At 43.9% G+C, this 26,105-nt stretch carries 26 protein-coding genes and 1 pseudogene; 17 read left to right on the top strand and 10 right to left on the bottom strand.

Features of this window, described 5'->3' with window-relative positions:
* Positions 1-97: 97 nt before the first annotated feature.
* The 4 genes from AAGA51_RS15630 to AAGA51_RS15645 all read left to right on the top strand — a co-directional run bounded on the left by AAGA51_RS15630 (position 98) and on the right by AAGA51_RS15645 (position 1,886).
* Complete coding sequence (locus AAGA51_RS15630) at positions 98-682, top strand: DUF6988 family protein (protein ID WP_042479844.1); 585 nt, start codon at positions 98-100, stop codon at positions 680-682.
* 176 nt (positions 683-858) lie between these two features.
* A complete protein-coding gene (locus tag AAGA51_RS15635; protein ID WP_156101993.1) occupies positions 859-1,143 on the top strand; it encodes a hypothetical protein in 285 nt (94 codons plus the stop codon).
* Entirely contained in the window at positions 1,143-1,364 is a 222-nt protein-coding gene (locus AAGA51_RS15640; protein WP_042479847.1) for a hypothetical protein, read from the top strand. Before AAGA51_RS15635 ends, AAGA51_RS15640 begins: the two co-directional genes overlap by 1 nt.
* Before the next feature lie 69 nt (positions 1,365-1,433).
* Positions 1,434-1,886, top strand: coding sequence for a hypothetical protein (locus AAGA51_RS15645; RefSeq protein WP_042479848.1), 453 nt, complete (start codon positions 1,434-1,436; stop codon positions 1,884-1,886).
* A gap of 556 nt (positions 1,887-2,442) precedes the next feature.
* Here AAGA51_RS15645 and istB read toward each other — a convergent pair.
* Positions 2,443-3,183 (bottom strand): IS21-like element helper ATPase IstB, encoded by a 741-nt coding sequence (istB, locus tag AAGA51_RS15650; RefSeq protein WP_337165987.1) that lies wholly within the window; start codon positions 3,181-3,183, stop codon positions 2,443-2,445.
* 9 nt (positions 3,184-3,192) lie between these two features.
* The gene (gene istA / locus AAGA51_RS15655; protein WP_337165989.1) at positions 3,193-4,725 is read right to left on the bottom strand and encodes an IS21 family transposase; all 1,533 of its coding nucleotides are present in this window, start codon (positions 4,723-4,725) and stop codon (positions 3,193-3,195) included.
* Between the two features lie 303 nt (positions 4,726-5,028).
* On the opposite strand from istA, the gene AAGA51_RS15660 reads away from it, so the two are divergent.
* Together AAGA51_RS15660 and AAGA51_RS15665 are read left to right on the top strand one after the other, a co-directional pair.
* Positions 5,029-5,517: a hypothetical protein gene (locus tag AAGA51_RS15660; protein WP_081878792.1), complete on the top strand. Its 489-nt coding sequence runs from the start codon at positions 5,029-5,031 to the stop codon at positions 5,515-5,517.
* Between the two features lie 345 nt (positions 5,518-5,862).
* On the top strand, positions 5,863-6,051 hold the full coding sequence (locus tag AAGA51_RS15665; protein ID WP_156102097.1) for a hypothetical protein: 189 nt from the start codon (positions 5,863-5,865) through the stop codon (positions 6,049-6,051).
* Between the two features lie 184 nt (positions 6,052-6,235).
* Here AAGA51_RS15665 and AAGA51_RS15670 read toward each other — a convergent pair whose 3' ends face one another.
* Positions 6,236-6,385 carry a hypothetical protein gene (locus tag AAGA51_RS15670; RefSeq protein ID WP_156102096.1) on the bottom strand — a complete coding sequence of 50 codons (150 nt, stop codon included), beginning with the start codon at positions 6,383-6,385 and terminating at the stop codon, positions 6,236-6,238.
* Between the two features lie 263 nt (positions 6,386-6,648).
* Between AAGA51_RS15670 and AAGA51_RS15675 the strand changes: the two genes are divergently transcribed.
* From AAGA51_RS15675 to AAGA51_RS15695, 5 genes are all read left to right on the top strand, one after another.
* A complete protein-coding gene (locus tag AAGA51_RS15675) occupies positions 6,649-7,347 on the top strand; it encodes a hypothetical protein (protein WP_042490418.1) in 699 nt (232 codons plus the stop codon).
* Between the two features lie 134 nt (positions 7,348-7,481).
* Positions 7,482-8,108, top strand: a complete 627-nt coding sequence (locus tag AAGA51_RS15680) for a hypothetical protein (RefSeq protein ID WP_042490416.1) — start codon at positions 7,482-7,484, stop codon at positions 8,106-8,108.
* Positions 8,109-8,255: 147 nt separating this feature from the next.
* The gene (locus AAGA51_RS15685) at positions 8,256-9,272 is read left to right on the top strand and encodes an IS110-like element ISVpa1 family transposase (RefSeq protein ID WP_042490414.1); all 1,017 of its coding nucleotides are present in this window, start codon (positions 8,256-8,258) and stop codon (positions 9,270-9,272) included.
* Between the two features lie 508 nt (positions 9,273-9,780).
* Positions 9,781-10,137 (top strand): MerR family transcriptional regulator, encoded by a 357-nt coding sequence (locus AAGA51_RS15690; protein ID WP_042490410.1) that lies wholly within the window; start codon positions 9,781-9,783, stop codon positions 10,135-10,137.
* Between the two features lie 58 nt (positions 10,138-10,195).
* Positions 10,196-10,573: a carboxymuconolactone decarboxylase family protein gene (locus AAGA51_RS15695; RefSeq protein WP_042490409.1), complete on the top strand. Its 378-nt coding sequence runs from the start codon at positions 10,196-10,198 to the stop codon at positions 10,571-10,573.
* Positions 10,574-10,663: 90 nt separating this feature from the next.
* On the opposite strand, the gene AAGA51_RS15700 is transcribed toward AAGA51_RS15695, so the two are convergent.
* The 7 genes from AAGA51_RS15700 to AAGA51_RS15730 form a co-directional block, all read right to left on the bottom strand.
* The gene (locus AAGA51_RS15700) at positions 10,664-11,704 is read right to left on the bottom strand and encodes an IS481-like element ISVvu4 family transposase (protein WP_000903432.1); all 1,041 of its coding nucleotides are present in this window, start codon (positions 11,702-11,704) and stop codon (positions 10,664-10,666) included.
* A 149-nt stretch (positions 11,705-11,853) separates the two neighbouring features.
* Complete coding sequence (locus tag AAGA51_RS15705) at positions 11,854-12,681, bottom strand: TrmB family transcriptional regulator (protein WP_042481549.1); 828 nt, start codon at positions 12,679-12,681, stop codon at positions 11,854-11,856.
* Positions 12,682-12,734: 53 nt separating this feature from the next.
* Positions 12,735-13,631: an ROK family protein gene (locus tag AAGA51_RS15710; protein WP_042481547.1), complete on the bottom strand. Its 897-nt coding sequence runs from the start codon at positions 13,629-13,631 to the stop codon at positions 12,735-12,737.
* A complete protein-coding gene (locus AAGA51_RS15715; RefSeq protein ID WP_042481544.1) occupies positions 13,628-15,421 on the bottom strand; it encodes a glycoside hydrolase family 13 protein in 1,794 nt (597 codons plus the stop codon). The genes AAGA51_RS15710 and AAGA51_RS15715 overlap by 4 nt, the downstream gene beginning before the upstream one ends.
* Positions 15,422-15,436: 15 nt before the next feature.
* Complete coding sequence (locus tag AAGA51_RS15720) at positions 15,437-16,270, bottom strand: sugar ABC transporter permease (protein WP_042481542.1); 834 nt, start codon at positions 16,268-16,270, stop codon at positions 15,437-15,439.
* Positions 16,271-16,272: 2 nt separating this feature from the next.
* Positions 16,273-17,556, bottom strand: a complete 1,284-nt coding sequence (locus AAGA51_RS15725) for a carbohydrate ABC transporter permease (protein ID WP_042481538.1) — start codon at positions 17,554-17,556, stop codon at positions 16,273-16,275.
* A gap of 2 nt (positions 17,557-17,558) precedes the next feature.
* Positions 17,559-18,788 carry a maltose ABC transporter substrate-binding protein gene (locus tag AAGA51_RS15730; protein ID WP_042481632.1) on the bottom strand — a complete coding sequence of 410 codons (1,230 nt, stop codon included), beginning with the start codon at positions 18,786-18,788 and terminating at the stop codon, positions 17,559-17,561.
* 400 nt (positions 18,789-19,188) lie between these two features.
* On the opposite strand from AAGA51_RS15730, the gene AAGA51_RS15735 reads away from it, so the two are divergent.
* The 6 genes and pseudogenes from AAGA51_RS15735 to AAGA51_RS15760 all read left to right on the top strand — a co-directional run bounded on the left by AAGA51_RS15735 (position 19,189) and on the right by AAGA51_RS15760 (position 26,088).
* Positions 19,189-20,223 carry a hypothetical protein gene (locus tag AAGA51_RS15735; protein WP_042481535.1) on the top strand — a complete coding sequence of 345 codons (1,035 nt, stop codon included), beginning with the start codon at positions 19,189-19,191 and terminating at the stop codon, positions 20,221-20,223.
* 19 nt (positions 20,224-20,242) lie between these two features.
* Positions 20,243-21,253, top strand: a complete 1,011-nt coding sequence (gene lpxD, locus AAGA51_RS15740) for a UDP-3-O-(3-hydroxymyristoyl)glucosamine N-acyltransferase (protein ID WP_042481532.1) — start codon at positions 20,243-20,245, stop codon at positions 21,251-21,253.
* A gap of 80 nt (positions 21,254-21,333) precedes the next feature.
* Positions 21,334-21,819: a glycosidase gene (locus AAGA51_RS15745; protein WP_042481530.1), complete on the top strand. Its 486-nt coding sequence runs from the start codon at positions 21,334-21,336 to the stop codon at positions 21,817-21,819.
* Positions 21,820-21,948: 129 nt separating this feature from the next.
* Positions 21,949-23,079: an ABC transporter ATP-binding protein gene (locus tag AAGA51_RS15750; protein WP_042481527.1), complete on the top strand. Its 1,131-nt coding sequence runs from the start codon at positions 21,949-21,951 to the stop codon at positions 23,077-23,079.
* A 38-nt stretch (positions 23,080-23,117) separates the two neighbouring features.
* Positions 23,118-25,090, top strand: a pseudogene (locus AAGA51_RS15755) (alpha-amylase family glycosyl hydrolase).
* A 308-nt stretch (positions 25,091-25,398) separates the two neighbouring features.
* Positions 25,399-26,088 carry an HAD family hydrolase gene (locus AAGA51_RS15760; protein ID WP_042481524.1) on the top strand — a complete coding sequence of 230 codons (690 nt, stop codon included), beginning with the start codon at positions 25,399-25,401 and terminating at the stop codon, positions 26,086-26,088.
* Positions 26,089-26,105: the final 17 nt, after the last annotated feature.

Consider the following 26,105-nt stretch of genomic DNA (forward strand, 5'->3'; position numbering starts at 1 on the left):
TTTATAATGCGTCGGTTTTTGTGATTACAGTGTTGTGCGGAAGCTTGGTTGTAGCGTTGGCTGCCCCTTAAGCGGATGTTATAGCGCAGGATAAACGATGATATTAGAGTCAGCAGAAAATTGGGTTAAAAGCTATGAGTCTTTGCTTCATGGAATGGAGTTAAACCCAGAACACAAGAAGGTTGTACCTTTAGCATTGTTGCATTTGGCTCTGGAGCACAATGCAGCAATTGTGAAGCTTGTTAGACTTGGTTTTCATGGTTCTGCGTTCGCATTGCTTCGCCCTCAAAGAGACGCGTTTTTGCGAGGTATTTGGTTATTTAGGTGTGCGTCAGAGTCTCAACTGTCAAAATTCATGGCTGGAAGAGAGCCACCTGGTACCAAAGTGCTATTTGAACAATTGGAACAAACACAAGGCTATCGTCATGCTCATCTTTCCGAGCTAATGGCTGAAATTAAAACTCACCTCCACGATTTTACTCACGGAGGGCTTTATCAGTCAGCTAGCCGTGACAAAGGTAGTCGAATCGCAGGTGGACACTCAGAGCTGCAAATTGAGTGGTTATTGAGACAAACTTTAGTGCTTTCATTTCTAACTGCTTTAGAGGTTTGCCACATCTTTAATGACGCACCAAGATCACATGAACTAACGTCTATTTTTAATAAACTCATAGCAGCGTAGTGCTGGCTGGGAGTCTCGCTATAAAAAACGCTTTAAGGCGGATTTGCAACGCTCGGCGTTATATGCTTTTCCGTTTTTAGATAATTTAGAGGGCGATATGACAATTGACGAATGCCACAAGTAATTTCTTCAAGCCTGATGGAATGGATAAATCCTTGTCATAGCTGGAATTGCTTTTGAAACAGAGAGTGCCAGTGAAACATAAAGATGGCGATAGCAATAACCAACATTTATATGATTCTATTCATTGGATGGATGCATATAAACACCTGACCATTCTTATTGAGGGGCATCGTACAGCAAAACGTCATACATTCACCTTGGTTGTATCGTACTTAGCGCCACTAGTGTCTGGTGGTTTGCTGTTAGCAAGGCTTGGGAATTTAGGACAATTCTGCACGCATATAACGCGACGTTATGTGCTTATCACTGTAGTTGGCTTATGTTTAAAGGAAAATTGATGGAAAACATTCAAAGATCAAACGTTCTTATAGCTTTAGCAGAAGTGGTCCAAGATATTGAAGTGATCGAGAAAATAGAAGAGTCCGCTGGTCGACTTTCAAATGACGAGTTGGCAAAGTTAGAAGGCTTAATTCTCAATAAAGTGATGGCATATCGAACACATGATAAGTGGCCACCGAAAATACAACCTATTACAGAAGTGATGAATTTTGATAGTTAGTGGCGCTTGGTTAGTAACACCTTAAATTACACAAATAACAGGGCATTAAGTGTTTCTGGAGTTTTTAGCATGAAGTACCTATATCGTGGTGTTAGCGTCGAGCTACACGAAACATTACATGGGAAGTTGGTTCCCAAAATGCTCAACAGCAACTTTGCAACCGTAGCTTGTATGGGCGATCCACATGCAATTTGTGGATCAGGAATAATTATGGGCGAATCTGAGCTTAATACAGTGGTTTTGCATCAATGGGAGCAAGCCGGACTTCCCACTTCAGGTGTTTCATTCACTCCTTCTTTTGAACGCGCAAAGTTCTATGCCAGAAATGGAAAAGATAGTGGCAAGGGGTTTATTTACAAAGTAGATATGAATTTACTAGATAGTAATAACGTAAAGTGTTTTAGTGTAAATAAGCTTGTGCCTAATCCGTCAGTCCCTGAGGATGATGAGCATATTCTAGTAGGTTTTGGTGGAGGTGAAATCCCAATGGAAGTAGTTGTTAGTATTTCTGAAATTGCGTAAAACAAACGTTTAAGTTTAAGGTTTCAAGATACTTTTCCTTTAATGTGCCTAAGTCATTTAAGCTAAGAAGCTTTTGTCCAGGGACTTCTTAGCGCGATCCTAGCTAAAAAATTTCTGCCCCAAAGTATGTCAGCCTAAGATTAAGGACACATTTCTTTTGTCACCATTTGACCTATTTTTTCTAATAACTAAATATGTAGTTAGTTTTGTATGGGATGTTGTACCGACTATGTCTTCATTTTGATTGTTTTTATTAATTTTTAATTAATAAAAACAATATGATAAGTAATTGTGTTCAATATTCTGCTCTAGATTTATATGGAATGAGTCTAGATGAAAGATACTGTTATGTTTTTAAAGGAAATGGATAGTTTATGGGAAGCTTTTTTGAGAGTGAATTTATGCTCTCTAACTCTCTACACTTTGTGCTGCTAACTTGTGCCTTAGCGCTAGCTTTTCATTTACCAATTTGGTGTGTGCGTATTCCGGTGATTCCGGACACCGGCTCCGGTTTAACCGGACGCCTCATATCCCTAACTTTTCTCTAACCCTATTTTTACTCTACCTGTCCGGATTGCGCCAGTTTTCTCATTGATTCTCCTCCGAGTTCTATTCGGTGACTGTTGTGGATTAACCTATCCAATAAGGCGTCAGCAACCGTGGCATTGCCTATCATGTTGTACCATTCTTTAACCGGAAGCTGGCTTATCATAATGGTGCTGCTGGTTTGATAACGATCCTCCAGAAGCTCCAGCAAGTGACCCGCATGATCCGGACTCAACTTTTCCATTCCCCAGTCATCCAAGATCAGAAGTTGTTTTCTCGACAGAGCCAGAAGTTGCTTTTGGTAAGTCCCGTCAAGGCGACCTGAACTCAGGTCATCAAGTAAACGGCTGAGCCTGTGATAACGGACACTGTAGAGCTGGTCGCAAGCTTGAGCTGCAAGCGCACAGGCAACGTAGGTTTTTCCTGCTCCCGTCGGTCCGGTGATCAGAACGTTTTGTTTTTTGTGCAAGTAGCTCCCGGTTAATAGCTCACTCATTTGAGTACGCTTAAGTCCTCGTCCTTCTTTGTAGATAATCTGACTTGGCAGAGCATCGACCCGGAGTTTAGCTTGCCACTTCAGGCGTTGGATTTTGGCCTGATTTCGTCCCAACACTTCGCTTTCAAGCAGCAGGCTTAACCGCTCTTCGAAGCTCAGCTCTGCATAGGTCGATAACTGCTCTTGTTGTTGCTCCAGAGCCGAGGCGGCATGGCTCAGACGCAGTGATTTGAGTTGTTCGCTTATTGTGTTCATCATTCTCTCCTAGTGATAACTGTTGGGTCCGCGCACATTGCTGTGTTGGATGTCAGGGGTGGATTCCGGAGTCGAAGACAACAGGCCTTCCCGGTGATTTTCAAGCAAGTTTCTGATGAACCTGAGATAGGGTTTGTTCACCATCAGAGCATCTTTACATGCCTGCTCTAAGCGAGCGTCACCGTATTTTTTCGTCAGGTTGAGAAGCCCAAGGCAACTGCGATTGGCTTGCGCAGGATGCGCTTTCGACATGAGTAATCGGTTGACCACTTCTTGTGTCGCTGCGCCGATCCGGCCTCCCCAGTTAAGTAACCGCTCTGGTGACCATTTTTGATATTGATGATTGCTGGGCATATGCTCCGGATAAGTACTGATCCCATGCTCTTTTTTACTGGCTGGGTGCTGAGAGATCAGATTACCCTGATGGTATATCTGTATCAGCCTGGAAGTGGCTTCAAGCTCAACGTATTGGCCCACTAACTGATGGGGAACAGAGTAATAATGCCTTTTGTATTCGATGTGATAATCCGGCCCCACTTTGGCGCGTTTGATTTCTGTGTAGAGATAACGTTGTACGGGGAGAGGTTTTAGTGCCGGCTTATCCAGAGTATCGAACAGCTCCTTTCGGCTGGCTCCCAGTTGTTTCATCTGTCTTTGGTTCAGTGAGTCCATTAACTCCCGGATAGAGAGGTTTAGCTCTTTGAAGGTATGGAAGGTTCGGTGACGAAGCCGCATCATGATCCAACGCTCAACGATAAGGACGGCATTCTCAGCCTTGGCTTTATCTTTGGGTTTATAAGGGCGTGCTGGCATAACGGCCGTGCGGTAATGGTACGCCAACTTGCGGTAACTATCGTTGAGCTTGGGTTCGTAGCGGTCCGTTTTGGTCACCGCGGATTTTAGGTTATCAGGTACAAGCAACGCCGGAACGCCGCCGAAGTGTTCAAAGGCATTGGCATGAGCTTCCAGCCAGTGCTCAAGTCGCTGGCTTTCACAGGCTTCAACATAGGTGTAGTTGGACGCACCTAACGTCGCCACGAAGATCTGAGCGTTGCGGATTTCTCCGGTTTCAGGGTTTACCACCGGGATGGTTGGTCCACAGTAGTCGATGAACAGTTTGTCACCGGCCAGGTGGCTCTGACGCATACTGCGTTTCTGCTTCTTTAACCAACGAGTGTAATGCTCGCAGAACTGGCTGTAACGATAAGCTCTCTCCTGATATTCAGCCAGATACTCTTCCCACAGCAGATGTTTGCTCATGCCCTTACGTTTCAGTTCGACAAAGCACTGGGCGAAGTCCGGCATCACCTTTGTGTCGCTGATTGTTTTGTCACGATAGAGAGTCTGAGCCAGTTCAGTATCAGAGCAGCTTTCAGGGAGAGGCCAACTCATTGCGCTTTGCTCAAAACGGGTCAGTATTTCTGAGATGGTTGAACGACTTACTTTCGTGCAGGAAGCGATCTTTCTGGTCGACAGATGGCACTCATATTTAAGGCGTAATACCTCTTTGATGTTTGTCATAGATGTTCTCTTTTTCGGCATTATCACTTCCTTGCTACGTTAATATGCATAACAAGAATAGTGAGTGATTGATTTAAAAGAGAAAAGAGGGATATTCCGGAGTAACCGGACAGGGTTTCCGCTTAACCGGACAGTGATTCCGGAGTTAGTGGAAAAATGGCTGGTTTATGCCGGAAATAGTGTCCGGATTAAAACGGAATGGGTGTCCGGGGAATCCCGGAAACGGTGGCTGGATTGCTCCGGAATACGCAGTGTGGATATAACCTTTGTAAGCGAAGATGGAAGTACATAGATTATCTTTGGCCTTTGTTAGCAGGGATTGGCATGCTTGGAGCTGTGTCGGAAATTCGTTCCAATGTGGCTGGGAACTGGGCTAGTGCTGAACATACTCGTGCTGTGATTACTCTTGAGTCAATTCGTGACTACTCTGTTCGGCAGATTAAGGGTGATATGTGCTCAGGTGTAACATCAGTGAGCGGAGAAGACATATATTCAGACCCCTGTAGCTGGTTCTTATCAATTGCAAAGCATTTAAAATCGTTGGATTTTAATTCGTTGCCTAAAGTCACTAGTGAAAGTTTTTCAACAGCTGGGCTTAATTTAACTTGGATTGATGATGATATAGTTTGGGTCAACGGAATGCTTGAGCAGTACAATCAGCAAAAAAATCAATACGACAGGACTATGTTAGCTCAGTTGAAAAACCCTATTGAGCAAGTTTTTTGGTATATCAGCCCATACTTGGTTTGTTTTGCGATCGCTTTACGTTTGGCTAAGGTAACAGGTGAGATAAAACTTGAGAAACAAACATAACAAGGCGCTTAAGGCAGACTGCTAACGCTTGGCGGTTTGAATTCAAATTGGTTTACGTGGTTATGGCTATTATTTTAGATTAAGTGGTAAGAGTTATCAGGCACTTAGCTTAGCGTTAAGTTTCAATGGTGGAAAATGACTGTGAAATCAAAGCTAGCATTGGCTAGTGTAATAACTTGGGTTCTTTGTATTCTAGTTTTTATATTGTCAATTTACGTTTTAGATGCAAACAAAGTACTGAACTCTCAAAGTTGGGTAGCGAGATGCGGTACGATTATAATCATTATTGCTGCTTTGTCTGAGTGGCGAATGCTTAAACGTGTTGAACGATTTAGGAATTGGACAATGAAGTGCAGCATCATTCCTAAGAACTCTAGTGCGTGGTCTGATGCAGAAGCTGAAATAGATGAATATTATATTGCGCCTGTACGAACTATCGTGGAATGGAGCAATATATTCTTAATGGTAGCGGGTACTATCCTTACTGGCTTTGGTGATTTACTTTATCAAACAGCGTTCTCACCGCTAGGCTAGAAACTTCACAAGTGCTTTCAGACGAACAGCCACCTGTGGCGTTTTTGGTTTGAATTGAGTTATGTGATTAAGGTGGTTTGTTTAAGTGTCGTGAAGTTGGCTGCGACATAATCAGGCGTTATACGACAGGTCTAAAAGGACATAAGTGTTACTTATGTCCTAAGTTTATCAATCTGAGGGCTATCTAGTTTTTACAGCCATTTTTATCACATGTAATTTTTTCATGAGAATCTTTCCAATGATCTGCGTGTTGCTTTGTATCAGTTCCGCAGCCTGTTTTACCGCCCTTTGTCCCCTGATGTACTATCCCTGTAGGTGTATGTTTAACTGCCATAAACTTTTTGCTCCATGTTAGTTTTAGCCATAAGTGACTGATTTAACATTTAGTAAATGAAATACTACGTGTCAATATAAGTAATAGATAAAGTTAATTACTGTGAAAGAATCGCATAACAAGGCGCTTAAGCCGGACTGCAAATGAGTGCCAGTTTTCGTCAAATTGGTTTTTTGTGTTTACGGTGGTAGTTTTAGGTTTAGTGGGGCGTTTGCAGCCACTTAGCTTAGAACTAATCATTTCGAAGTGAATTTGGAGTATCGATGGAAAACACATGGGCTTCAGGAGCATTAGAACTGCTTCGTCATGCAGATTCTCATATTGAGTTAGGTTCGGCGTTTGATTCACGCATAGCTTTCATCAGCATTGATAATTCAGTAGAAACGTCAACAAGAACGTTCTTGTCATTACCTGAAAAATTGTCTGGTTTTAAGTTCCCTCGCAAGGAAAAAGATGAGGCGGGCAATAGCTTTCCCAAAATGGTCGAACTTCTATTTAAATATGCTTCTTGTAAGTTAATAGGCTTGGACGAAGGTGATATTGAGCATTACCACCGAATTAGAAATCAGCTTTACCATGATGGTACGGGCTTATCTGTTGATAGACGCTATTTAAAAGCGTATCGACAAATTGCAGCAGTATTATTAAACAACTTATTTGGCGTCGAGACCGAAAAAGTAAATAAAGCGGTAAGTATTGAAAATCTAATCTTGCTGTGGAATCAACTTGAATCAAGTATCCATACTAAGTTTAAAAAGCATAATATTTCTGCTGGCCACACTTTTAAATGGGAGCAACTCGAAAAAACTGGTGAAATTAGTTGGGAGCAATTTGAGCGGCTTACAAAATTGCGAATGATTAGAAATCATCAGGTTCATTCTACTACCGAAAACTTTGATTATGAGCAGCTAGAAATTGGTGTAGGTTTAGCTGAAGTGCTACTGAGTGAGTTAAATGACTAACAAACATTTTAAGACGGATTCGCAACACTCGGCGGTTTTGGTTTGAATTGGCTTAATTGTTTACGGTGTAATAATTAAGTGTCGTGGTAGCGTTGCTTATCACTTAAGCGGGCATTAGGTTTCAAGGGGATTTCGTGGAAATAAAAGACATACTACCTATTCTAGGTGTTGCCATAGGTTGGTTTCTTAGCGAAGTGGCAGGGGCAGTTAAATCGAAAAATCTTCGCAGGCGTTCACTGCGCAAAGCGATTACATCATTATATAAATTGAATTTTGAAATGCTCGAGGTTAAATCCGTACAAGAATACACCAAAAACTTAAGTTCAGAAATTAAGGATTGGGAACGCGGGCGACAGAGAGCTTTTTCCCAGTATGCAGACAACTCTAAAGAGTTTGAAAAGGAGCTTGATGACGCTGTTATGTTAGTGTCTGAAGAGTATCCATTGATTGCTGTAAAGCTGAGTCAGTTTATCCGGAAATATCGTTTTATAAAGACCAAAAACCTCAATGGTTTCACTGATAAAGAATCAATTTACATGCAGCTATTATCAGGTAACGAAACAGGACAACTAGCTGCGCAGTATGTTGTTGAGAATAGCTTATTGAAAGTGGCATTTAGAGTAGATTTTTGGCTTTGGTGTACACTGAAACTTGATATCCGAAAGTTTAAAAAAGGTATAAAGTCTGGTGACATGATTCACTCTAGTCAGGCGTTTAAGAAACAAAGTAATAAAAAGGCCAAAGTAGAAACTTCAGAATAGAAACCTAGCAAACGTTTAAGCTTTCAAGATATTTTTACTAATCTGATATAAGCGGCTTATCAAATCACGTGTAACTCGTTAATAAGATGGTACGCCCCACACCTGCACTACACTCAGCTATGTCGCTGAATATTGGGAGGTGCCATCATGTCGGCAATCAAAGTTATTGGAATCGATTTAGGTAAATCTACTTTTCATCTAGTTGGCCACGATTATAGTGGTCGTGAACAATATCGGCACAAATTATCTAGAAGTAAATTACTACAGTTTATCTCTGTGCATGAACCAACATTGATAGCAATGGAGGCTTGCTGTGGTGCTCACTGGCTTGCAAGAAAATGCCAAGAATACGGGCATCAAGTTAAACTTATCCCACCTCAATATGTAAAACCTTACGTTAAAGCTCATAAGAATGACTTTATCGATGCGGCTGCTATTGCTGAGGCATCAACAAGACCCAATATGAGGTTCGTATCTCCAAAGAGTGAGCAGGCTCAAGTAGGCGTCGTTATTCGGCGTGTTAGAACTGGTTATATTAGAGAGAGGACAGCAACGATGAACCGTATTGGTTCGATGTTAATAGAGTTTGGCATCAGCTTTCCACGGGGTCATGCAAACATGAAAAAGCTGTTTCAATGGTTAGCGGACAACAAAGAACCGATCCCTCCGTTATTGGTTCAGGAACTACAAAATCAGCTCGACTATTACAATCAACTGAATGAACGGATAAAAGAGCAAGACCGAAAACTAGAAAAACTGAGTTCCGAAGATGAACTTTACACTTTACTTCAAACGATACCAGGTGTGGGTCCCATGACTGCATCTTGCTGTTTATCGTGTGTTGGAAAACCTTCAGATTTTTCTAATGGTAGAAACTTTGCAGCGTGGATCGGACTTGTACCATTCCAGTACTCGACTGGAGGGAAACAACGGATGCTGGGAATTTCAAAGCGAGGAAATAAAGAGCTGAGAGAACTCTTTGTTCATGCCGCACGAGCAGTGATGTGGAGGGAAGAAACTGCTGAACGCTATTTCGGCTCATGGTTATTAGATTTGAAACGTCGAAAACCTTTTAATGTTGCTCTAGTTGCGTTAGCAAATAAGCTAGCGAGGATTGCATGGTCAGTAATGACAAGTCACAAGCCCTTTGAATTAAGAGTTTAATCTAGATTTGCATATGATAATGAAAGATGACAAAACGGTTAGACCACCAGATTGAAGACCTGATGGACAGAACAGCAACTAGAGTGCTTTCACGTTTTTGAGGACAATCTGGCGCGGATCTCATCGTAGAGCTGGGGCTAACTAATCAGTGTCCCAATTAGACTCTGAATACATTAGCGCAAACCAACTCCGTTATTTGGATTTTTCACTTGCAAAACGGGGCGTACCATACATTTGTCCAAATTCTCGTTAGTAGGTACGATACTAATAGAAACCCAACCAACGAAGAATTTGTTATTGCTCAACAGTCGGTTGAATTGCTGTAGGAACAATTAAAGCAATATTGCTAAAAGCGAGCTTAGTGCTCGCTTTTTTCGTTTTGGGTTGGGTTAAATTATTGCACCCTAGAATAGAGTTACGAGAACTTGGGCATTTTCTCGGCAATGACTATTCTGAGCAGCTGGGCGTTGACGTTGGTCTAGCCAATTAAAGTAGAAAGGTAACAAAGATGAATATGAAAAAGTTTTCGGACCTAGTTGGGCTTTCGTCTTACACGCTTCGATATTATGAAAAAATTGGTTTACTCAAACATGTGCAAAGAAATAGTAGTGGTCACCGTGTCTACTCAAATCGGGATATTGATTGGATCAACTTTATTAAACGACTGAAAGACACGGGAATGCCATTAGAAGAAATTCAAAAATATGCGTCATTGAGAGATATAGGTGCTCAAACCAGAGCAGATCGCCAAGCACTGTTAGAGAAACACCGAGAAAAACTGAAACAACATATCCAGCAACAGGTCGAGCATCTGGACGCATTAGAAGTAAAAATTGATTTATATAAAAGTGGGAAAGTGAGTTGACTTAGAGTGAACTCTAACTAGTAAGGTGTGCTGGTAGTCATTTATAGGAGCACAAAAAATGGAAAATCAGCGATTTAATTCTGGGTTAGAACAGTTATCAAAAATTGATGGTGAGGCTGGTCAAAAAGTTATAGAAAGCCTGCGTGACATATGCCCTGATTTAGCCAAATTCACCATTGAATACCCGTTTGGTGATATTTATACCCGTCAGGGCTTAGACCTAAAATCAAGAGAGATCGCGACTGTTTCTGCATTGACAGCTATGGGGAATTGTACGCCACAGCTAAAAGTACATTTGCACGCTGCCCTTAACGTTGGTTGTACAGAGGAAGAGCTGAAAGAAGTAATAATACAAATGTCAGTCTATGCTGGGTTCCCAGCAGCATTAAATGGAATGTTTGCTTTTAAAGAAGTGCTATCTGAACGAAACAATTAGCAATTTAGGTCGATAGGGCAGCGTAAATTAAATGTACTAATTCAGACCTGATCTGACAGTTACCCACTTTTCGACTTGGTGCCTGTCAGATTATATCTGGGCTAGATTCTTTTCAGCCCAGATTGATTTCCCATCCTCTAATGTTTCTATCGGCGTTCTGCCACAGCACATTTTTCCTTGATGAGTACGGTGATTGTTGTAGTAGTCCATCCATTCGTCCAGATCTTTCTGCAACTCTTCGATAGAACCATACAGTTTCTTTCTGAATGTCACTTGGTAGAACTCATTCAATATGGTCTTGTGGAAGCGCTCGCAGATACCATTTGTTTGTGGTGACATCGCTTTAGTTTTCGTGTGGTCGATATCATTAATGGCTAGGTAGAGCTGGTAATCGTGCTGCTCAACACGACCACAGTATTCAGTGCCTCGGTCAGTCAAGATTCGCAGCATTGGCAGTTCATGCGCCTCAAAGAACGGTAGAACCTTATCATTCAATATATCCGCTGCGGTGATTGGTGTTTTCGTTGTGTAGAGCTTGGCAAAGGCGACTTTACTGTAGGTATCAACGAAGGTTTGTTGATAGATGCGACCAACACCTTTCAAGTTGCCAACATAGAATGTGTCTTGAGAGCCGAGATAACCTGGATGCGCTGTTTCTATCTCACCACAAGCCTCATCATCGTGCTTCTTACGCTCAAGAGCCGCAACTTGCTCGTCTGTTAGGATAATACCGTTCTCTGCGACCTGTTTCTCCAGTGCGATAAGACGTTTCTTGAAGTTCTCTAGGTCATTGCGAAGCCAGATTGAGCGTACGCCACTTGGAGAGATAAACACTCCCAATTTACGTAATTCATTACTCGTTCTAACTTGTCCATGAGCTGGGAAGTCGATGGCGTATTTGATAACGGCTTGCTCAGTTTCACTATCAACACGGTTCTTCAAATTCGGTGCTCTTCGGCTACGGTTAATCAGAGCATCAATACCCCCCGTCTCAACCAACTCTTGATAACGGTAGAAAGTATCTCTTGATACCCCCATAACCTTACAGGCTCTAGATACATTACCGAGTTCTTCTGCAAGATTGAGAAGGCCCGCTTTGTGTTTGATAATTGGATTGCTAGTATGAAGCATGAGAGTTACCTCTTTTTGTCTTTGATTAGTGATTAAGCACCTTTAATCAAAGTGGGTAACTCTCTTCTTTTCAAATTGAAGTGTCAGATCTAGTCGGAACTAATACAAATTAAAGCTGCCCCTATTCTTCTATAGTTATATCTCAATCACTAAAGATCACTACTTTGATGTTCTGACTGCAAATGTACATTTAAGCGGTCATCCGTCACCATGTTGTTTTCCAATTCATGGATGGTGGCGATTCGAAAACGCTTCTCTAAAGCCAATTTTTCATATTCAGTCAGGTAAATGTCACTGTGAATGTGCTCAGCCATCATCTTGATGATTAAGCGGTTGTTTGAGAACAAGCCTTGAGTTTCCTCACGGTGGGAGAACATCATCGCTTGTTTCATGTCTACCACAAGCATAAAACGGTGAGAAGGATAGCGCTGTTCAGGATTTTCTGAGCGAGAATAGTGTTCAACTTTTGGGTGTGGCAAATCTAAGCGATTAAAAGAGAACACAATCACCCGTACTCCGCGTTCTATGGCTTGGCAGATCTCGTCTGCAATCAGTTCCAGATGAAAATCCGTATTAAGATAAACTTCCATTTGCGCCAGATTGAGCATTTCCCGAGCTTTCTGAATCAGATTTTCAAACCCTGTAACGTTATAGATAAATTCTTTCTCTTCTTGAAGCATCATGCGTGACAGCTCTTTCTTCAGGATGTGAATGTTCTCTATCGTTTTTTTCTCAATCTGACTGAATATCAGATCCGGAGATTTGGCTTCATATTCTTTGGTATCTCCGTCAGACATAAAGATACAACCGTTCTTGTACAGGTTGTCAATCGACGAATAAACAGATGAACGAGAGAGGGAAATCTGTTTGGCTATTTTATAACCGCTGGATCGGCCATTTTTAAGCAAGTTGATATAAACCAAAGCATCAGTTTTCGTAAAGCCAAAGTCCATCAGTTTTGTTACCAGCTCGGTCACGGGAGTTCCTCGGTAATTGTTCACGCAAAATTTCCTGTCAAGGTTACCATTCCTTATGCAATGAATGTAGATGATTGTGCACAATTTACGGTACACATTGAGATAGCGCCCTGAGCAAAACCATACTCGTTGTTATGCAGACAAATAATCTCCGGCAGAGAATCATACTGGCAGTAGCGGCTTAGGGTGCTTTTTAGTGTCAGGGCTAAGTCTGGATGTGAAGTTAGGCTGCCGCTCAGTACCAGAAGTTTGGGTTTGAAGCGAATGATTGCGTCAGAGAGCGCTCTCGCGAGTTGATCAATCCAGATGCGATAGACCCGAGTTGACCAATTGTGGTTCTCTTCAATACCGTGGATGATGTCGTTGGCATCTCGATGCTGCAATGAGAGCTGATGATATTGACGCTCTATCCCTTCCCGTGAAAGATATTGACGAACGCATTCATCACTTCCACAACTGCACAATGGCGTCAAACCATCGACTAAGCTTTGATAGCCTTTCAGTGGCTTATGCGCCCAGCCCAAGTCGAGTACATTTAGGTATGGCTTAGTTGGGCAAATTTGATCAGTGACGCACAGCTCACAACCGTCATCCAGTATCGCACTTAGCACGTTCCCTTTCGGCAGAGAAGGCATGAGTGACAGCGCAATCACTGCTGGATCGAACAACTGGTAAGGGATGGAAAGCTGTATCGCTAACCAATCAGACAGAGCTTCTTTAGCGTTGGATGTTTGCTCTTGTCCCTGCCAACAGTCTGGCATCAGATTAATACCAACTAGTGTTAGTGGGCCGAACATACGTTGCATGCTCAGCGCCATGCTAGATATGAGCGCAGCAGTTTGCTGCGCACTGACGGGAGTCTTTAGTTGATTACGATAGTGGGACTTTTCATTATCATCAATGACAACGCCCCATATCCATTTTGAGTCAACAGAAAGACCAAGCTTCATAACTGTTCCTGAGTGACGATATTGCGTATTTCATAGCCAAATGGGGGCAAAGTAAGTTCTATGTCGTTGGCAAAACATTGCACTTCTACATCACTGTTATTGAGTATGACTTGCAAAGCCCCCTTACGGAAAGCGACCACATATGAGTGATCAATATCTAACCACTCTAAATAAGGTTGGTTGCACTCTGGGTAAGTTTGGCGGAGCTTTATCAGCTTTTGTATAAAGGCTCTGAACTCGGTATCCTGCTTGTCTTCATCCCAAATCATGCATTTACGATTAAGCTCAAGTCCCATCCCTTTTTGTCCATCCATGCCAATTTCACCGCCATAGTAGATGCACGGTGAACCGACTTGGGTAAACATGAATAAATACGCAAGTTTCGCTTTGCGCTTATCGTTGCCACACAGGCTCATTAAGCGGGTAGTATCGTGGCTTTCCAACAGGTTAAACATCGCCTCGTTGACATTCCTCGGGTAGGAAAGATAAGAGCGAGTTACCGCATTGATAAAGCTTGTTTTATCATCGAGACCAAGAGCGAAAAAGTCGGTAATGGCTTGAGTTAATGGGTAATTCATCAGCGAGTCATATTGATCACCCCGTAGCCACGGCATTCCCTCATGCCAGATTTCGCCAAGGATATAGCAATCTGGCTTGATGCCTTTTACTAAACGTCGAAAATCGCGCCAGAATTCGTGATCGACTTCGTTGGCGACATCCAAGCGCCAGCCATCAATATCGAACTCCTGTACCCAGTGTCGCGCAACGTCCAATAGATATGCACGGCACTCTGGATTCTCGGTGTTGAGCTTGGGCATCTCTGATACGTTGGCGAATGTTTCGTAGTTAAGGTTGTCAAAATCCCACTCAGATTTGGGCTTATCCGGATACACGGGGAACTGCTTTATCCAGAACCAATCGGCGTAGCGAGATTGTTGGCCTTTTTCAATCACGTCCAGCCACAGTGGAGATTGATGACCGATGTGATTGAATACCGCATCCAACATTACTCTCATCCCACGGCGATGGGCTTCTTGTACTAAGGCACGAAAAGCCTCGTTACCACCAAAATGTGGGTCAACATTGTAATAATCGACGGTGTCGTATTTGTGGTTGGCATTTGCTGTGAAAATTGGGCAGAAGTATAGCCCGTTGATACCGAGTTCCTGCAAATAATCCAATTTCTCAATTACGCCCCACAAGTCGCCACCCATAAAATTGTCACTGGTGGGCGTACTTCCCCACGGTTGTACGTTGGCTGGGGAAATGTCCGGACGACCATTATAGAAACGCTCTGGAAAGATTTGATACCAGATGGTGTTGCGAACCCATTCAGGTGTTTTCAGTACATCTTTCGGGTTGATGTAAGGGAAGCAGAAAAAGTTGCTCAAGTTGCTCAACTCAACTTCTGCGCGTTGCTCGTCTTGAATATCCACACAACGCCTTTCGCCAAACAGCAATTTCTCACCATCTTTTCCATACAGAATAAAGCCATAGCGGGTGCGCTTTTTCGGTGGTACGAAAGTAGCAAACCAATGGTCATGGTGTTCGCTTTGTCCTTCCAATTGCATTGGAACTTCTGTTCCCCCTGTCCAGCCGTGGGCATCGCTTCCGCCCAAGTTTCCTCCGTCTAAGCCGCCTTCAGCCCAAGTATAAGGGTCACCTATCCACAGTGTTACGCGATCAACTTCGCCTTTCGCACTACGAAAACGAATGTGGAGGGTGTCGTTGTCGTAAGCGTAACTGTCCGCACTCTTCGCCAAATGAGTTAATGAGCTTCTTGTAATCATAACGGTTCCTAATAATTATTCTTTTACTGCGCCACTGACTAAGCCAGTTGTAATGTGTTTTTGTGTGGCGACAAACAGCAAGGTGATCGGTATGGCGACTAACAGAGAGCCAGCGGCAAATAGGGTGAAGTTCTCCGCTGAGTTAGATGTGATCCAACTGAAGATACCGATCGCTAAGGTCATTTTCTCTTCACTGCGTAAAATCAGCGTCGGAAGGATGAAATCCATCCACGGCCCAGTGAATGAGACCAAGGCAACAAACACTAAAATGGGTCTGGCCAGTGGCAAGATGATCTCTAGGAAGATGGTCATGTGGCCAGCGCCGTCAATTTTCGCGGCTTCATCCAGCGATGTAGGAATGGCGTCAAAGTAGCCTTTCACCAGCCAAGTCATAAACGGTAGCGAGCCAGTAACATAGACAAACAACAAGCCGATATAGGTATCAATTAAGCCCATTTTCGACAGCAAGATATAAATAGCTGTCATCGACAAAAAGGCTGGAAACATCTGAAGTACCAAGATGCTCATCAATACATTGCGTTTTCCCTGAAAACGGTAACGGGAAAAGACAAATGCCGTCATGGTAACCACCACAAGTGAGATCAACATATTCGCAGTGGCGAGTAGAAAAGTGTTTTTGTACCACTGCAAATAAGGCGTGTCGTTAAACAGTGCTTTGTAGTGATCCAGCGTAAATGCGAACTCGCCAAATGAGGAGCTAAACAGGTTGTTGCCGGGTTTAAAAGAGGCGAGCACCGTCCAGATTACAGGCCCAAGCACTATAATGGCGTTGGCTGCGAGGAACAAATAGACGATGGCGGTTGCCAGTTTGCTGAGTAGTTTATCCATGATTACATTCCTACATCGTCTTTAAAGGATTTCATACGGCGGAACTGCCAGATAGCAATGCCAGACAAGAACAAGAAAATAACAATCGAAATCACTGAAGCGATTTGGTATTGCTGGAAGTCCAGCGTCAGTTTGTAAATCCAAGTGATCAGAATGTCGGTATGACCAGCAAAACGATATTCCGGATTGATTGGCCCGCCACCTGTGAGTAAGAAAATTGCACCGAAGTTGTTAAAGTTGTGGGCAAACGTCATCACCAGAGAAGGTGCGACTTGATGCAAAACCATCGGTAGCGTGATCTCTCGAAACTGCTGGAATTTACTCGCACCATCCACTTCACTTGCTTCGTACAGATCACGTGGAATATTGGTTAATGCACCGGAAATCAGCAACATAAAGTAAGGTGCGCCGACCCAAACGCTCACGGCAATGACTGCCAGTTTTGCGATATGTGGATCAGACAAAAAAGCGACCGATTCGAACCCCCAAGCATTAAGTGTGGCGTTGACCGGACCGATGCCGTTGAGTAGCAAGCGAAACATCAGCAAGGTAACAAACGCCGGAATGGCATAAGGCAAGATAAAGACAAAACGCCACAACTTCTTCGCTTTGATATTGCGATTTTCCAGTGCCAAAGCGAGAACAAAACCAAAGCCGCAGGTACAAACAGTTGCTGCAATTGCCCAAGTGACAGTCCAAGTCGCCACGCCAATAAAGGTGCTCGACCATATTTTCAACTCAAACAGAGTCAGGAAGTTTTTAAATCCTACCCAGTCGACCAGATTTTTCGGTGGAATATGGTGCGGTGCCGAGTAGTTGGTGAAAGAGACCAACACAGTGATCGCAATCGGCATGATGATGAAAGCGATGCTGGCAATAAATGCTGGCGACAAAACGATAAAGGCGAATTTCTCGTCGTAGATTGCTTTGAACTGCTGACGCAGCGTTAATCTGCAAAGCTCGCAATGTTGCGCCTGTCGAACATTGGTTACGTAAGCGATAATTGCCAGGAAAAGGAACAAAACGGCTATTACCCCTTCCACCAGCAAAAAGATAGAGTTGTCCCCTTGAATGACTTTAAACCCTTGGCGAGTTTGTGCCACATCACCAAGTGAGACTAACCCTTTGATCGCGGTAGCCAAATCAGGCAAGAAGATAATAAAAAGGTATTGGATGGCGAGGAAAACCCCGCCTGTTACCCAATGTTTATGCGCCAGTTGTGTTGCCCCCATGATAAACAAGGAGGCTGGCACTTTCGGCGCTTTGACAGTTTGCGACAACAACATAACTACTCCTGAAACGCGATCTGCTCTTCAATGATCGCTTTGGCGTGATCAAGTACCTGTTTTGGCGATTGATCATTGACCCACATTGCTGTGATGGCGCTGGCCATTGGAGACCATAAGTAACCCATCTCTGGAATTGATGGCATAGCGTCTGAATGGAAGCCTTGAGCAATAATTGCGTAGGTTGCTTCATCCGCATCGACGATGATTTTTTCCATCAAGTCCTGTACTGGTGGAATGGATTTGGTCATCTCATAGCGTTTCATCAACATCTTTTCTGAAGAGAGGTAGTCAGCAAACAGCTGCGCTGCTTTGGGGTACTCGCTATATGCTGATACAACAGCCAGACGTACGGTTGAGAATGTTCGCGGTTGTTTACCTTCGAAAGTCGGAATAGGCACTACGCCAAAATTTACCCCGCTGTTGTCATAACCCTGAATAGCCCAAGGTCCATCAATGATAGCGGCAACTTTACCTTCACCAAACAAGCCACGGCGCACCTGAGGGTTACGCATATCGACCGGATTGGAGTTGTTCGCCGCTTTCAGCGTTTTCATCGCCGACATGCCTTGCTGAGCAAGTGGTGAATTAATGCCAAGATCTTTGGCGTCAGTACCACCTTTACCAAATTCATACGCGCCGTACAGCGTCAAGAACATGCGTGATTCGTAGTAATTCTGAATATCCCAAAGCAGTGCGTATTTGTTCTCTTTGGCATTATTAAAGCTTTTGCCAAAATCGATGATTTCTTCAAAGGTTTTGGGCGCGTTTGGCAGCAGATCTTTGTTGTAGAACAGCGCTAAAGTCGCGTAGCTGACCGGAAAACCATAGCTGGTTTCAGCGTACTTGGCCGCAGAGGTGGCGTTCGGCAAGAACGTCGATTGAATGCGCTCTGCTGACACGAGGTTTTCCATCGCGCCGCCCGCAACGACCAAACGACCGAGTAAATCGTGTTCAATTTCAGCGATGTCAGCGACTCGAGCGGAACCACCATCTTGAATCATGCGTGATGCTGAATCGATCGGAGCTAAACCACGGAATGAGAACTTCACCTTGTAACCGAAATCTTGGTTGAACGACTCTGCTGCATACTTCATGTAATCCAGCGTAGTGGTATCCGTCCAGATCAACAGGTCTGAGCCGGGCTCCGGCTGAATATCTTCAGCGAATGTAACTGTTGGCAGACTAACGAACGTAGCGAGTAGCGCTGCTTTTATCCATGTCTTTTTCATCGTGATAGCTCTGTAGTAGTTCATAATATACTACTAGGTTAAATCTACCTCTTTTTAAGTCAACTACTATCCAGTTAATTTTGATATTAAGTGTGATAACAATCAACAAATGTAGGTGTAGTAAGTGTTTTTGGTAATGCGTGTAGATGTATTCGGGGAGGTTTTTATCTAGAGCAAAAAGCGTACACAATTAGAATGAGTCTTCGCCTGTTAAATATATAAATGTGATTAATGTCACCTAAATGAGCTGGTGAGAGTGATGGGAGTCTCATTTGAATAAAAGTGATGAGGAAAAACAAATCAACATGCAGAAGAATAGATAGGCGTTCACAGTGAACTACTAAATATTCATTTTAATTATATCTACGATTTACAACCAAGAGGTTGATAAGGACCTATCGTGAAAAGAACGTTAATTTCTGTCTCCGTAGCGGCGGCGCTTGCAATATCTTTCCCTACACTAGCAGCTAGTGAGCGTGGCATGGATGCCGATGTTGGTTTCCTTGACGAAGCGATGCAGTTTGGCGGCCATGTTGGCACTTCACTCGAATACGAGGACAAAGTGACCGATGGTTTCAACGGCACCAAGAAAAAGGAGCGTACAACAACCCATGAAGTGTTTGGCGTGTACTACAACAATGCCCGTTGGAATCTTAGTGCACTGTATGGTCTTAAGCTGGAAAACCGTGAGCAAAAAGAGCCAAGCTACTTCGAAAATGAAGACGGCATTAAGCAACTCTTCTCACTCAACAAAGGCTTTGATTTAGGCAATGGTTGGGCAACCGGTGCCATTTACGAGCTGGAATATACGCGTAGTAAAGTCTTTTCACCTTATGTTAGCGGCCTGCGTAAATCGCTTGCAGAGCACAGCTTCCGTCCTTATCTGACTTACTATAGCAACGAGAACAACTGGGGTTTCTATTCAAACCTAGAGTATCTCTATAGTGCAGAAGACAAAAGCGAATGGGGTGAGCGTACTGAAGAAGGTTATAGCTTACTCTTCAAGCCTTATAAGCGCTTTGGCAGTTGGGAGTTGGGTGTCGAGTTGTACTACCAAATCAAAGACAATGAAGATCACCAAGCCAACGGTGGTATCAATGAAATCAGTGATTTCACTGAGAAATATATCGAACCTATTGTGCAATATAGCTTTGATGATGCCGGTGTGCTTTATGCGCGTATTCGTGTTGGTGAAAACGAAACTCGCAATGCTTCTAACAGTGGCGGTGGAAACGCTGACATCGATTACTTCAAAGACATTCGTAAAGCAACCTTGGGTTATGAACAAGCAGTTGGTGATAGCTGGTTGCTAAAAGGGGAGTATGAGTACGCGAATGAAGTAGAAGAAAAAAGTAAACTGGCTGGATGGGAAGCGAAGAATGAGAGTGAGCTAAAACAGCACACGGTTTATCTTCAAGCTTTATACCGTTTCTAACCCGAGTTAAGAGGTCAACATGCTGAGTGTTTCAGAAATTGCGCAAAGTTTATCAGGTCGAATTGAGGGGGATGGCTCACTAGTGGTGGACACCATACGTCCTGTTGTCAGTGATGTAGAGGGTGGACTCGCCGTTGTGTTTGCCCGATCTGATCTTAAACAGCTTTCTGAAACCTCAGCGGAAGTGCTGGTGGGGCCTGCGGCGATTTTGCAAAGCCCCGCCAAAGCACACATTGTGATTGATCATTTAGATGTAGAGAAAATCAATCAGCTTTTACGCTATTACAAAGTGCATAAATACCAACTGTTTGACCAAGGAAACACCTCGACCGTTGATGGGGTTTACATTGGCAAACATTGTCAGATAGGGCAGAACTGCCATTTCATGCCCGGAGTACGCATCATGAATGGCGTGACCATTGGTAACAATGTAGCAATTCATGCCAATACTGTGATTAAAGAAGGAACCGTGATCGGCAACAACGTCATTATCGATTCCAATAACTCGATTGGTAACTACAGCTTTGAATATATGTCTGGCAAAGATGGCAGCTATCAACGTATGGAAAGTATTGGCCGAGTCATCATTGAGGATGATGTCGAGATTGGCTGTAACAACACCATTGACCGAGGCACTCTAGGTGACACTGTAATTGGTAAAGGCAGCAAAATAGACAATCAAGTGCAAATTGGTCACGACTGCCGCATTGGTAAACATTGTTTGATCATCTCTCAATGTGGCTTCGCCGGACACACCGTGCTGGGCGATCACGTAGTGGTACATGGACAAGTTGGCACTGCTGGACACATTAACATCGGTAGCCACTCGGTGATTAAGGCCAAGTCAGGCGTGAGCCACTCTTGCCCTCCAGGTAGCGATCTGTTTGGTTACCCAGCTAAAGAGTCCAAAGCGTATTACCGTAATCTTGCGGTGCTGAACAAACTGACTCAGCACTATGAGCAATTGAAAACGTCGCAACCAGAGCAAAAGCGCTGGCTTGCGCGACTGTTTGAAAAGAGATCGGCCTAACAAGCGAATTAACCGACACGCGGAGCAGGCAAGCCGGTCTCCGCTGGATGAAACGAGAACGAAATAATCAAGGATTTGTTATGAAACATACACTTTTGATTGCTGCGACCGCAACAGCTTTACTGGCAGGTTGTGCCAGCACCACTGAACAATCTCAGTCTGCTGCGACCAATGCCGATGCACGTTTTTCTGACTGTAATTTACCGACGCTAGAAGACGACCGTGGTCCAATCAAGCCGTCACTGTTTGTTGTAGGCACCTTCCCTGAAGGTCAGTGGATTCACCTAGATACTCACAAAATGGGTTACAAAGGCGATGGAATTTATCAAGTGGTCTCGGACGAACAAGCGGGCAATGTCAGTTTGCAATTTGCCACGATGAGCTGGACGCCTCAGTTTACAGCAGCAGGTATGTCGATGACCGTGGGACAAGTGAATGAGTTAAAACGTGGTGGATTTGCGAAAAACACCGTAGTGAGTTTGCCTAAAGATGGCAAGTATGTGTGGACCATTCAGCTTGCGCCAGACAAAGCACCACTATTTGCCATGGTTAGTGAATGTAAGTAGTTAAGAACACATACAGTTGGCAGCCGTAACCGTATTCGGCTGCCTGATTTACCCAGACAGATTGCCAACCAGTCTGCCTCGGTAAATTGAGGATCATTTTTTATACCCTTTTGGTAAGTGGAGAGATTCATGGCGACGGTTAGTTTGCGTAAAGTAGAAAAAAAATATGACAACGGTTTTAAAGCTGTCCATGGCATCGATTTGGATATTCGCGAAGGCGAATTTATGGTGTTTGTCGGACCGTCGGGTTGCGCGAAATCAACCACCTTGCGCATGATTGCTGGTCTGGAAAGTATCACTGGTGGCGAGATTCGAATTGGCAACAGAGTGGTGAATGACTTACCGCCGAAAGATCGCGGCATTGCGATGGTATTTCAGAACTATGCGCTCTACCCACACAAAACCGTGTTCGACAACATGGCGTTTGGCCTGAAAATGCAAAAACGGCCGAAAGATGAGATTAAGCGTCGTGTCGAAGAGGCAGCGGAAAAACTGGAGATCAAGGAACTGCTGCATCGTAAGCCGAAGGAAATGTCCGGAGGTCAGCGTCAGCGCGTTGCGGTTGGACGTGCAATTGTGCGTAAGCCTGAAGTGTTCCTGTTTGATGAGCCGTTATCGAACCTTGATGCCAAATTGCGAGTGTCGATGCGAGTTAAAATTGCTCAGTTACACCAATCATTGAAAGAAGAAGGTACTCCCGCCACCATGATTTACGTCACGCACGATCAAACCGAGGCTTTGACGCTTGGCGATCGCATCTGCGTACTTAATCAAGGCAAAATCATGCAGGTGGATACGCCTACTAACCTCTACAACTACCCAGCCAACAAGTTTGTGGCGAGTTTTATCGGCTCACCCGCGATGAATTTGATTGATACCGTGATCCGAGAAGAAAACGGCCAGCTTTACATCGAAATTGGCTCGGGTATTCGCATGTTTATTCCAGTGGAAAAACAGGAAGCATTGAGAGAATACGTGGATAAACCAGTGTGCTTCGGCATTCGCCCAGAACACATTGGTGTTGCTGACGCTGGCGACACCATTAACGCCTTTGAAGGTGTTTTGACGGTGGTGGAAAATATGGGGAATGAGAAGTACCTCTACTTCAAAGTAGGCGGGAAAGAAGTGATAGCGCGCGTTAATGATCAAACCATCACAACCGCAGATATTGGCAAGCCGATGCGCTTCAATCTCAACACTGCCTTCTGTCATATCTTCGATTTCTACAGTGAAAAGAACTTAACCAACAACCGGGAATGAATCCCGGTTAATTTTCACAAACCACGGGGGAGTCTCCAATGAAAAAACGCACTTTGCTTTGCAGTGCGCTGCTGGCTGCTATTGCCGCAAATGGACTGATGTTTAGCCCAACAACTTTCGCTGCGACCAGTGCTGATACGGAAACTGGCACTTATCTCGATTTTCGCAAAGAAACGATTTACTTTGTTTTTCTTGATCGTTTCAGCGATGGAGATGTAAGCAACAACACGGGCCACAATCCAGCAACTTACGATCCGAACAACTTGAAAAAGTATGTTGGGGGAGACCTTCGTGGCCTAATTGACAAACTGCCGTATTTAAAATCACTTGGTGTAACCGCGATTTGGATTACTCCGCCAGTGGATAACGCCGACAATATCGATGCCAATGGCGGGGCTGGTTATCACGGTTACTGGGGACGTGATTTCTTCCGTGTGGATGAGCACTTCGGCACCTTGGATGATTTCAAAGAACTGACCAGCAAAATGCACAGCGCAGAATACAACATGAAGCTGGTTCTCGACTATGCTCCTAACCATTCCAATGGGAACGATGAAAACGAATACGGCGCTTTATATCGTGATGGGCAGTTTATCACTGACTACAACAGCGATGTCGCGGCAGGCACTGACTGGTATCACCACAATGGTGGTGTGACCAACTGGAACGATTGGTATCAAGTACGCAATTTTAATTTGTTCAACCTTTCTGACTTCAACCAATCGAATACCAATGTGTATCAATACTTGCTCGATGGATCTAAGTTTTGGATCGATGCAGGTGTCGATGCGATAAGAATTGATGCGATCAAGCATATGGATAAGTCGTTTATTCAGCAATGGACGACGGACATCTATGACTACAGTAAGAGCCTTGGTCGTGATGGCTTTTACTTTTTCGGAGAATGGTTTGGTGCCAGCGCCAATACCACCACGGGTATCGACGGTTACGCGATAGATTACGCTAACACTTCCGGTTCAGCGCTGCTTGACTTCGGTTTTCGCGACACTTTAGAGCGAGTGTTGGCCAACCGTGCTGGCAATAGTATGAAAACGCTAAATAGCTACTTGGAAACGCGCAAATCAGTTTTCACCAGTGACGATTGGCAAGTGGTGTTCATGGATAACCACGATATGGCGCGTATCTCAACTGCGTTGCGTTCTAGCGCTTCTACGTTTGGCCCCGGTAACAACGAGGCGGGCGGCAACCAGAGTGAAGCGTTTGCCCAGCAGCGTGTTAATTTAGGGCTAGTGGCGACTATGACAGTACGTGGTATCCCAGCCATTTACTACGGTACCGAACACTATTCGGCAGACTTTACCCAGAACGCTTTTGGTCAAGTAGGCAGTGACCCGTACAACCGTGAGAAAATGCCAAGCTTTAGCCAAGATACACAAGCGTTTAAGATCATCCAAGCTTTGACTGATCTACGCCAAAATAGTCTAGCGATTCAACGCGGTAGCTACACGCAGCGATGGGTTGAAGACGATGTGTTGGTCTATGAGCGCCAAGAAGGAGAAGATGTTGTGACTGTCGCACTTAACCGCGGTTCAGCAACTTCAGTAACGGTAGGTAATTTGGCACTTAGTGATGTGGTAGCCACACCAGTTTAATTGGTGATGACATTGTAAGCGTGAGCGGTGGCGAAGCGACTTTCCATTTGGCCCAAAACCAAGCGTTGGTGCTGCATGGCAGTGGTGGCGGTAGCGTCGACCCGACACTGAAAACCGTCGCGTTCACTTGCTACAACGGTTACACCAATCTTGGTCAAAGTGTTTATGCCGTTGGCAATGTTGCACAGTTAGGCGGTTGGGCTCCGGCAGGCGCGGTTAAACTCGATCCTGCGCAGTATCCAACTTGGAGCGCAACCATTGATGTACCAGTAGCGCAAAACATCGAGTGGAAGTGTCTAAAAAGGGATGAAACCAACCCTGAGTTGAACGTAGTTTGGCAATCAGGGGGTAATAACCAACTTGATAGCAACGCCAATGCAACCCAAGGCTCTTTCTAATTTTAGTTCGAAGAAATGAACTCTAATTGCCCGAATAGCTGCTGTTAAAACTAAACGTCCCCACGGTCTATGTATCTTGGGGACGTTTTCATTGCATTCATCTAGTCAGCTTTTCTGTGCATCACTAAATTAGACGCTCCCCTTTGGTGACTTACATTTCTCTATTCGAAGTTACATAAATCCAATAACACTATTTACTCAAAACAAAACGGCATAGTGTACGTATAGGGGGAAACGAAGCTAGATGTTACACAAAAGCTTAATGTTGTAGCCGTAAAGTCGAAAGCTTTCACTAGTTGGAAACTCGAATGATTAAAGCCATATATTTTGACTTAGACAACACACTGGTAAATAGGGATGCCAGTATTGATCGGTTTGTTAGTTGTTTTGTTCAACGGTTTTCGTCAGATCTTAGGAGAATCAACGCACTTCAGGTGGGTGACATTATTAAGAAACAAGATAATGGTGGATACCTATCGGACAACTCACCATACAGTCATATATTTGAAGCTGTCGGTACTGAACTTTCTGTTCAACTACCATGGAAAAACAAGAGAAGTGCGGAAGAGTTAAGTCAGTATTGGCAGCACAATTTCCCAAGATGTGCTGTAGAAATGAATGGGGCTGTAAACCTGCTTAATTATCTTAGTTACAGAAAATATCACCTAGGTGTAATTTCAAATGGTGCTGATCTAAGTCGAAGAGTAACAATCAACGCGACTTCTTTTAGTCATCTATTTTCTCAAGTGGTCAGTTCAGATGGATTTGGGGTCAGTAAACCAGATCCTTTGATTTTTACGGATACAACAAGGCAAGCGGGTTTCGAAACCAATGAATGTGTTTATGTTGGAGATCACCCAGTAAAAGACGCTCTTGGAGCTATTAATGCTGGCATGACAGCAGTATGGCTCGCAGGATTTCATGAAAATATTGACCTTCCCCAAAATGTGTTAACGGTTAATAGCTTAGCTGAAGTGCTCGATGTTTTGAGTTTATGACTCAGAAGAGTCTTTTT

Source organism: Vibrio diazotrophicus (assembly GCF_038452265.1).
GTDB classification, from domain to species: domain Bacteria; phylum Pseudomonadota; class Gammaproteobacteria; order Enterobacterales; family Vibrionaceae; genus Vibrio; species Vibrio diazotrophicus.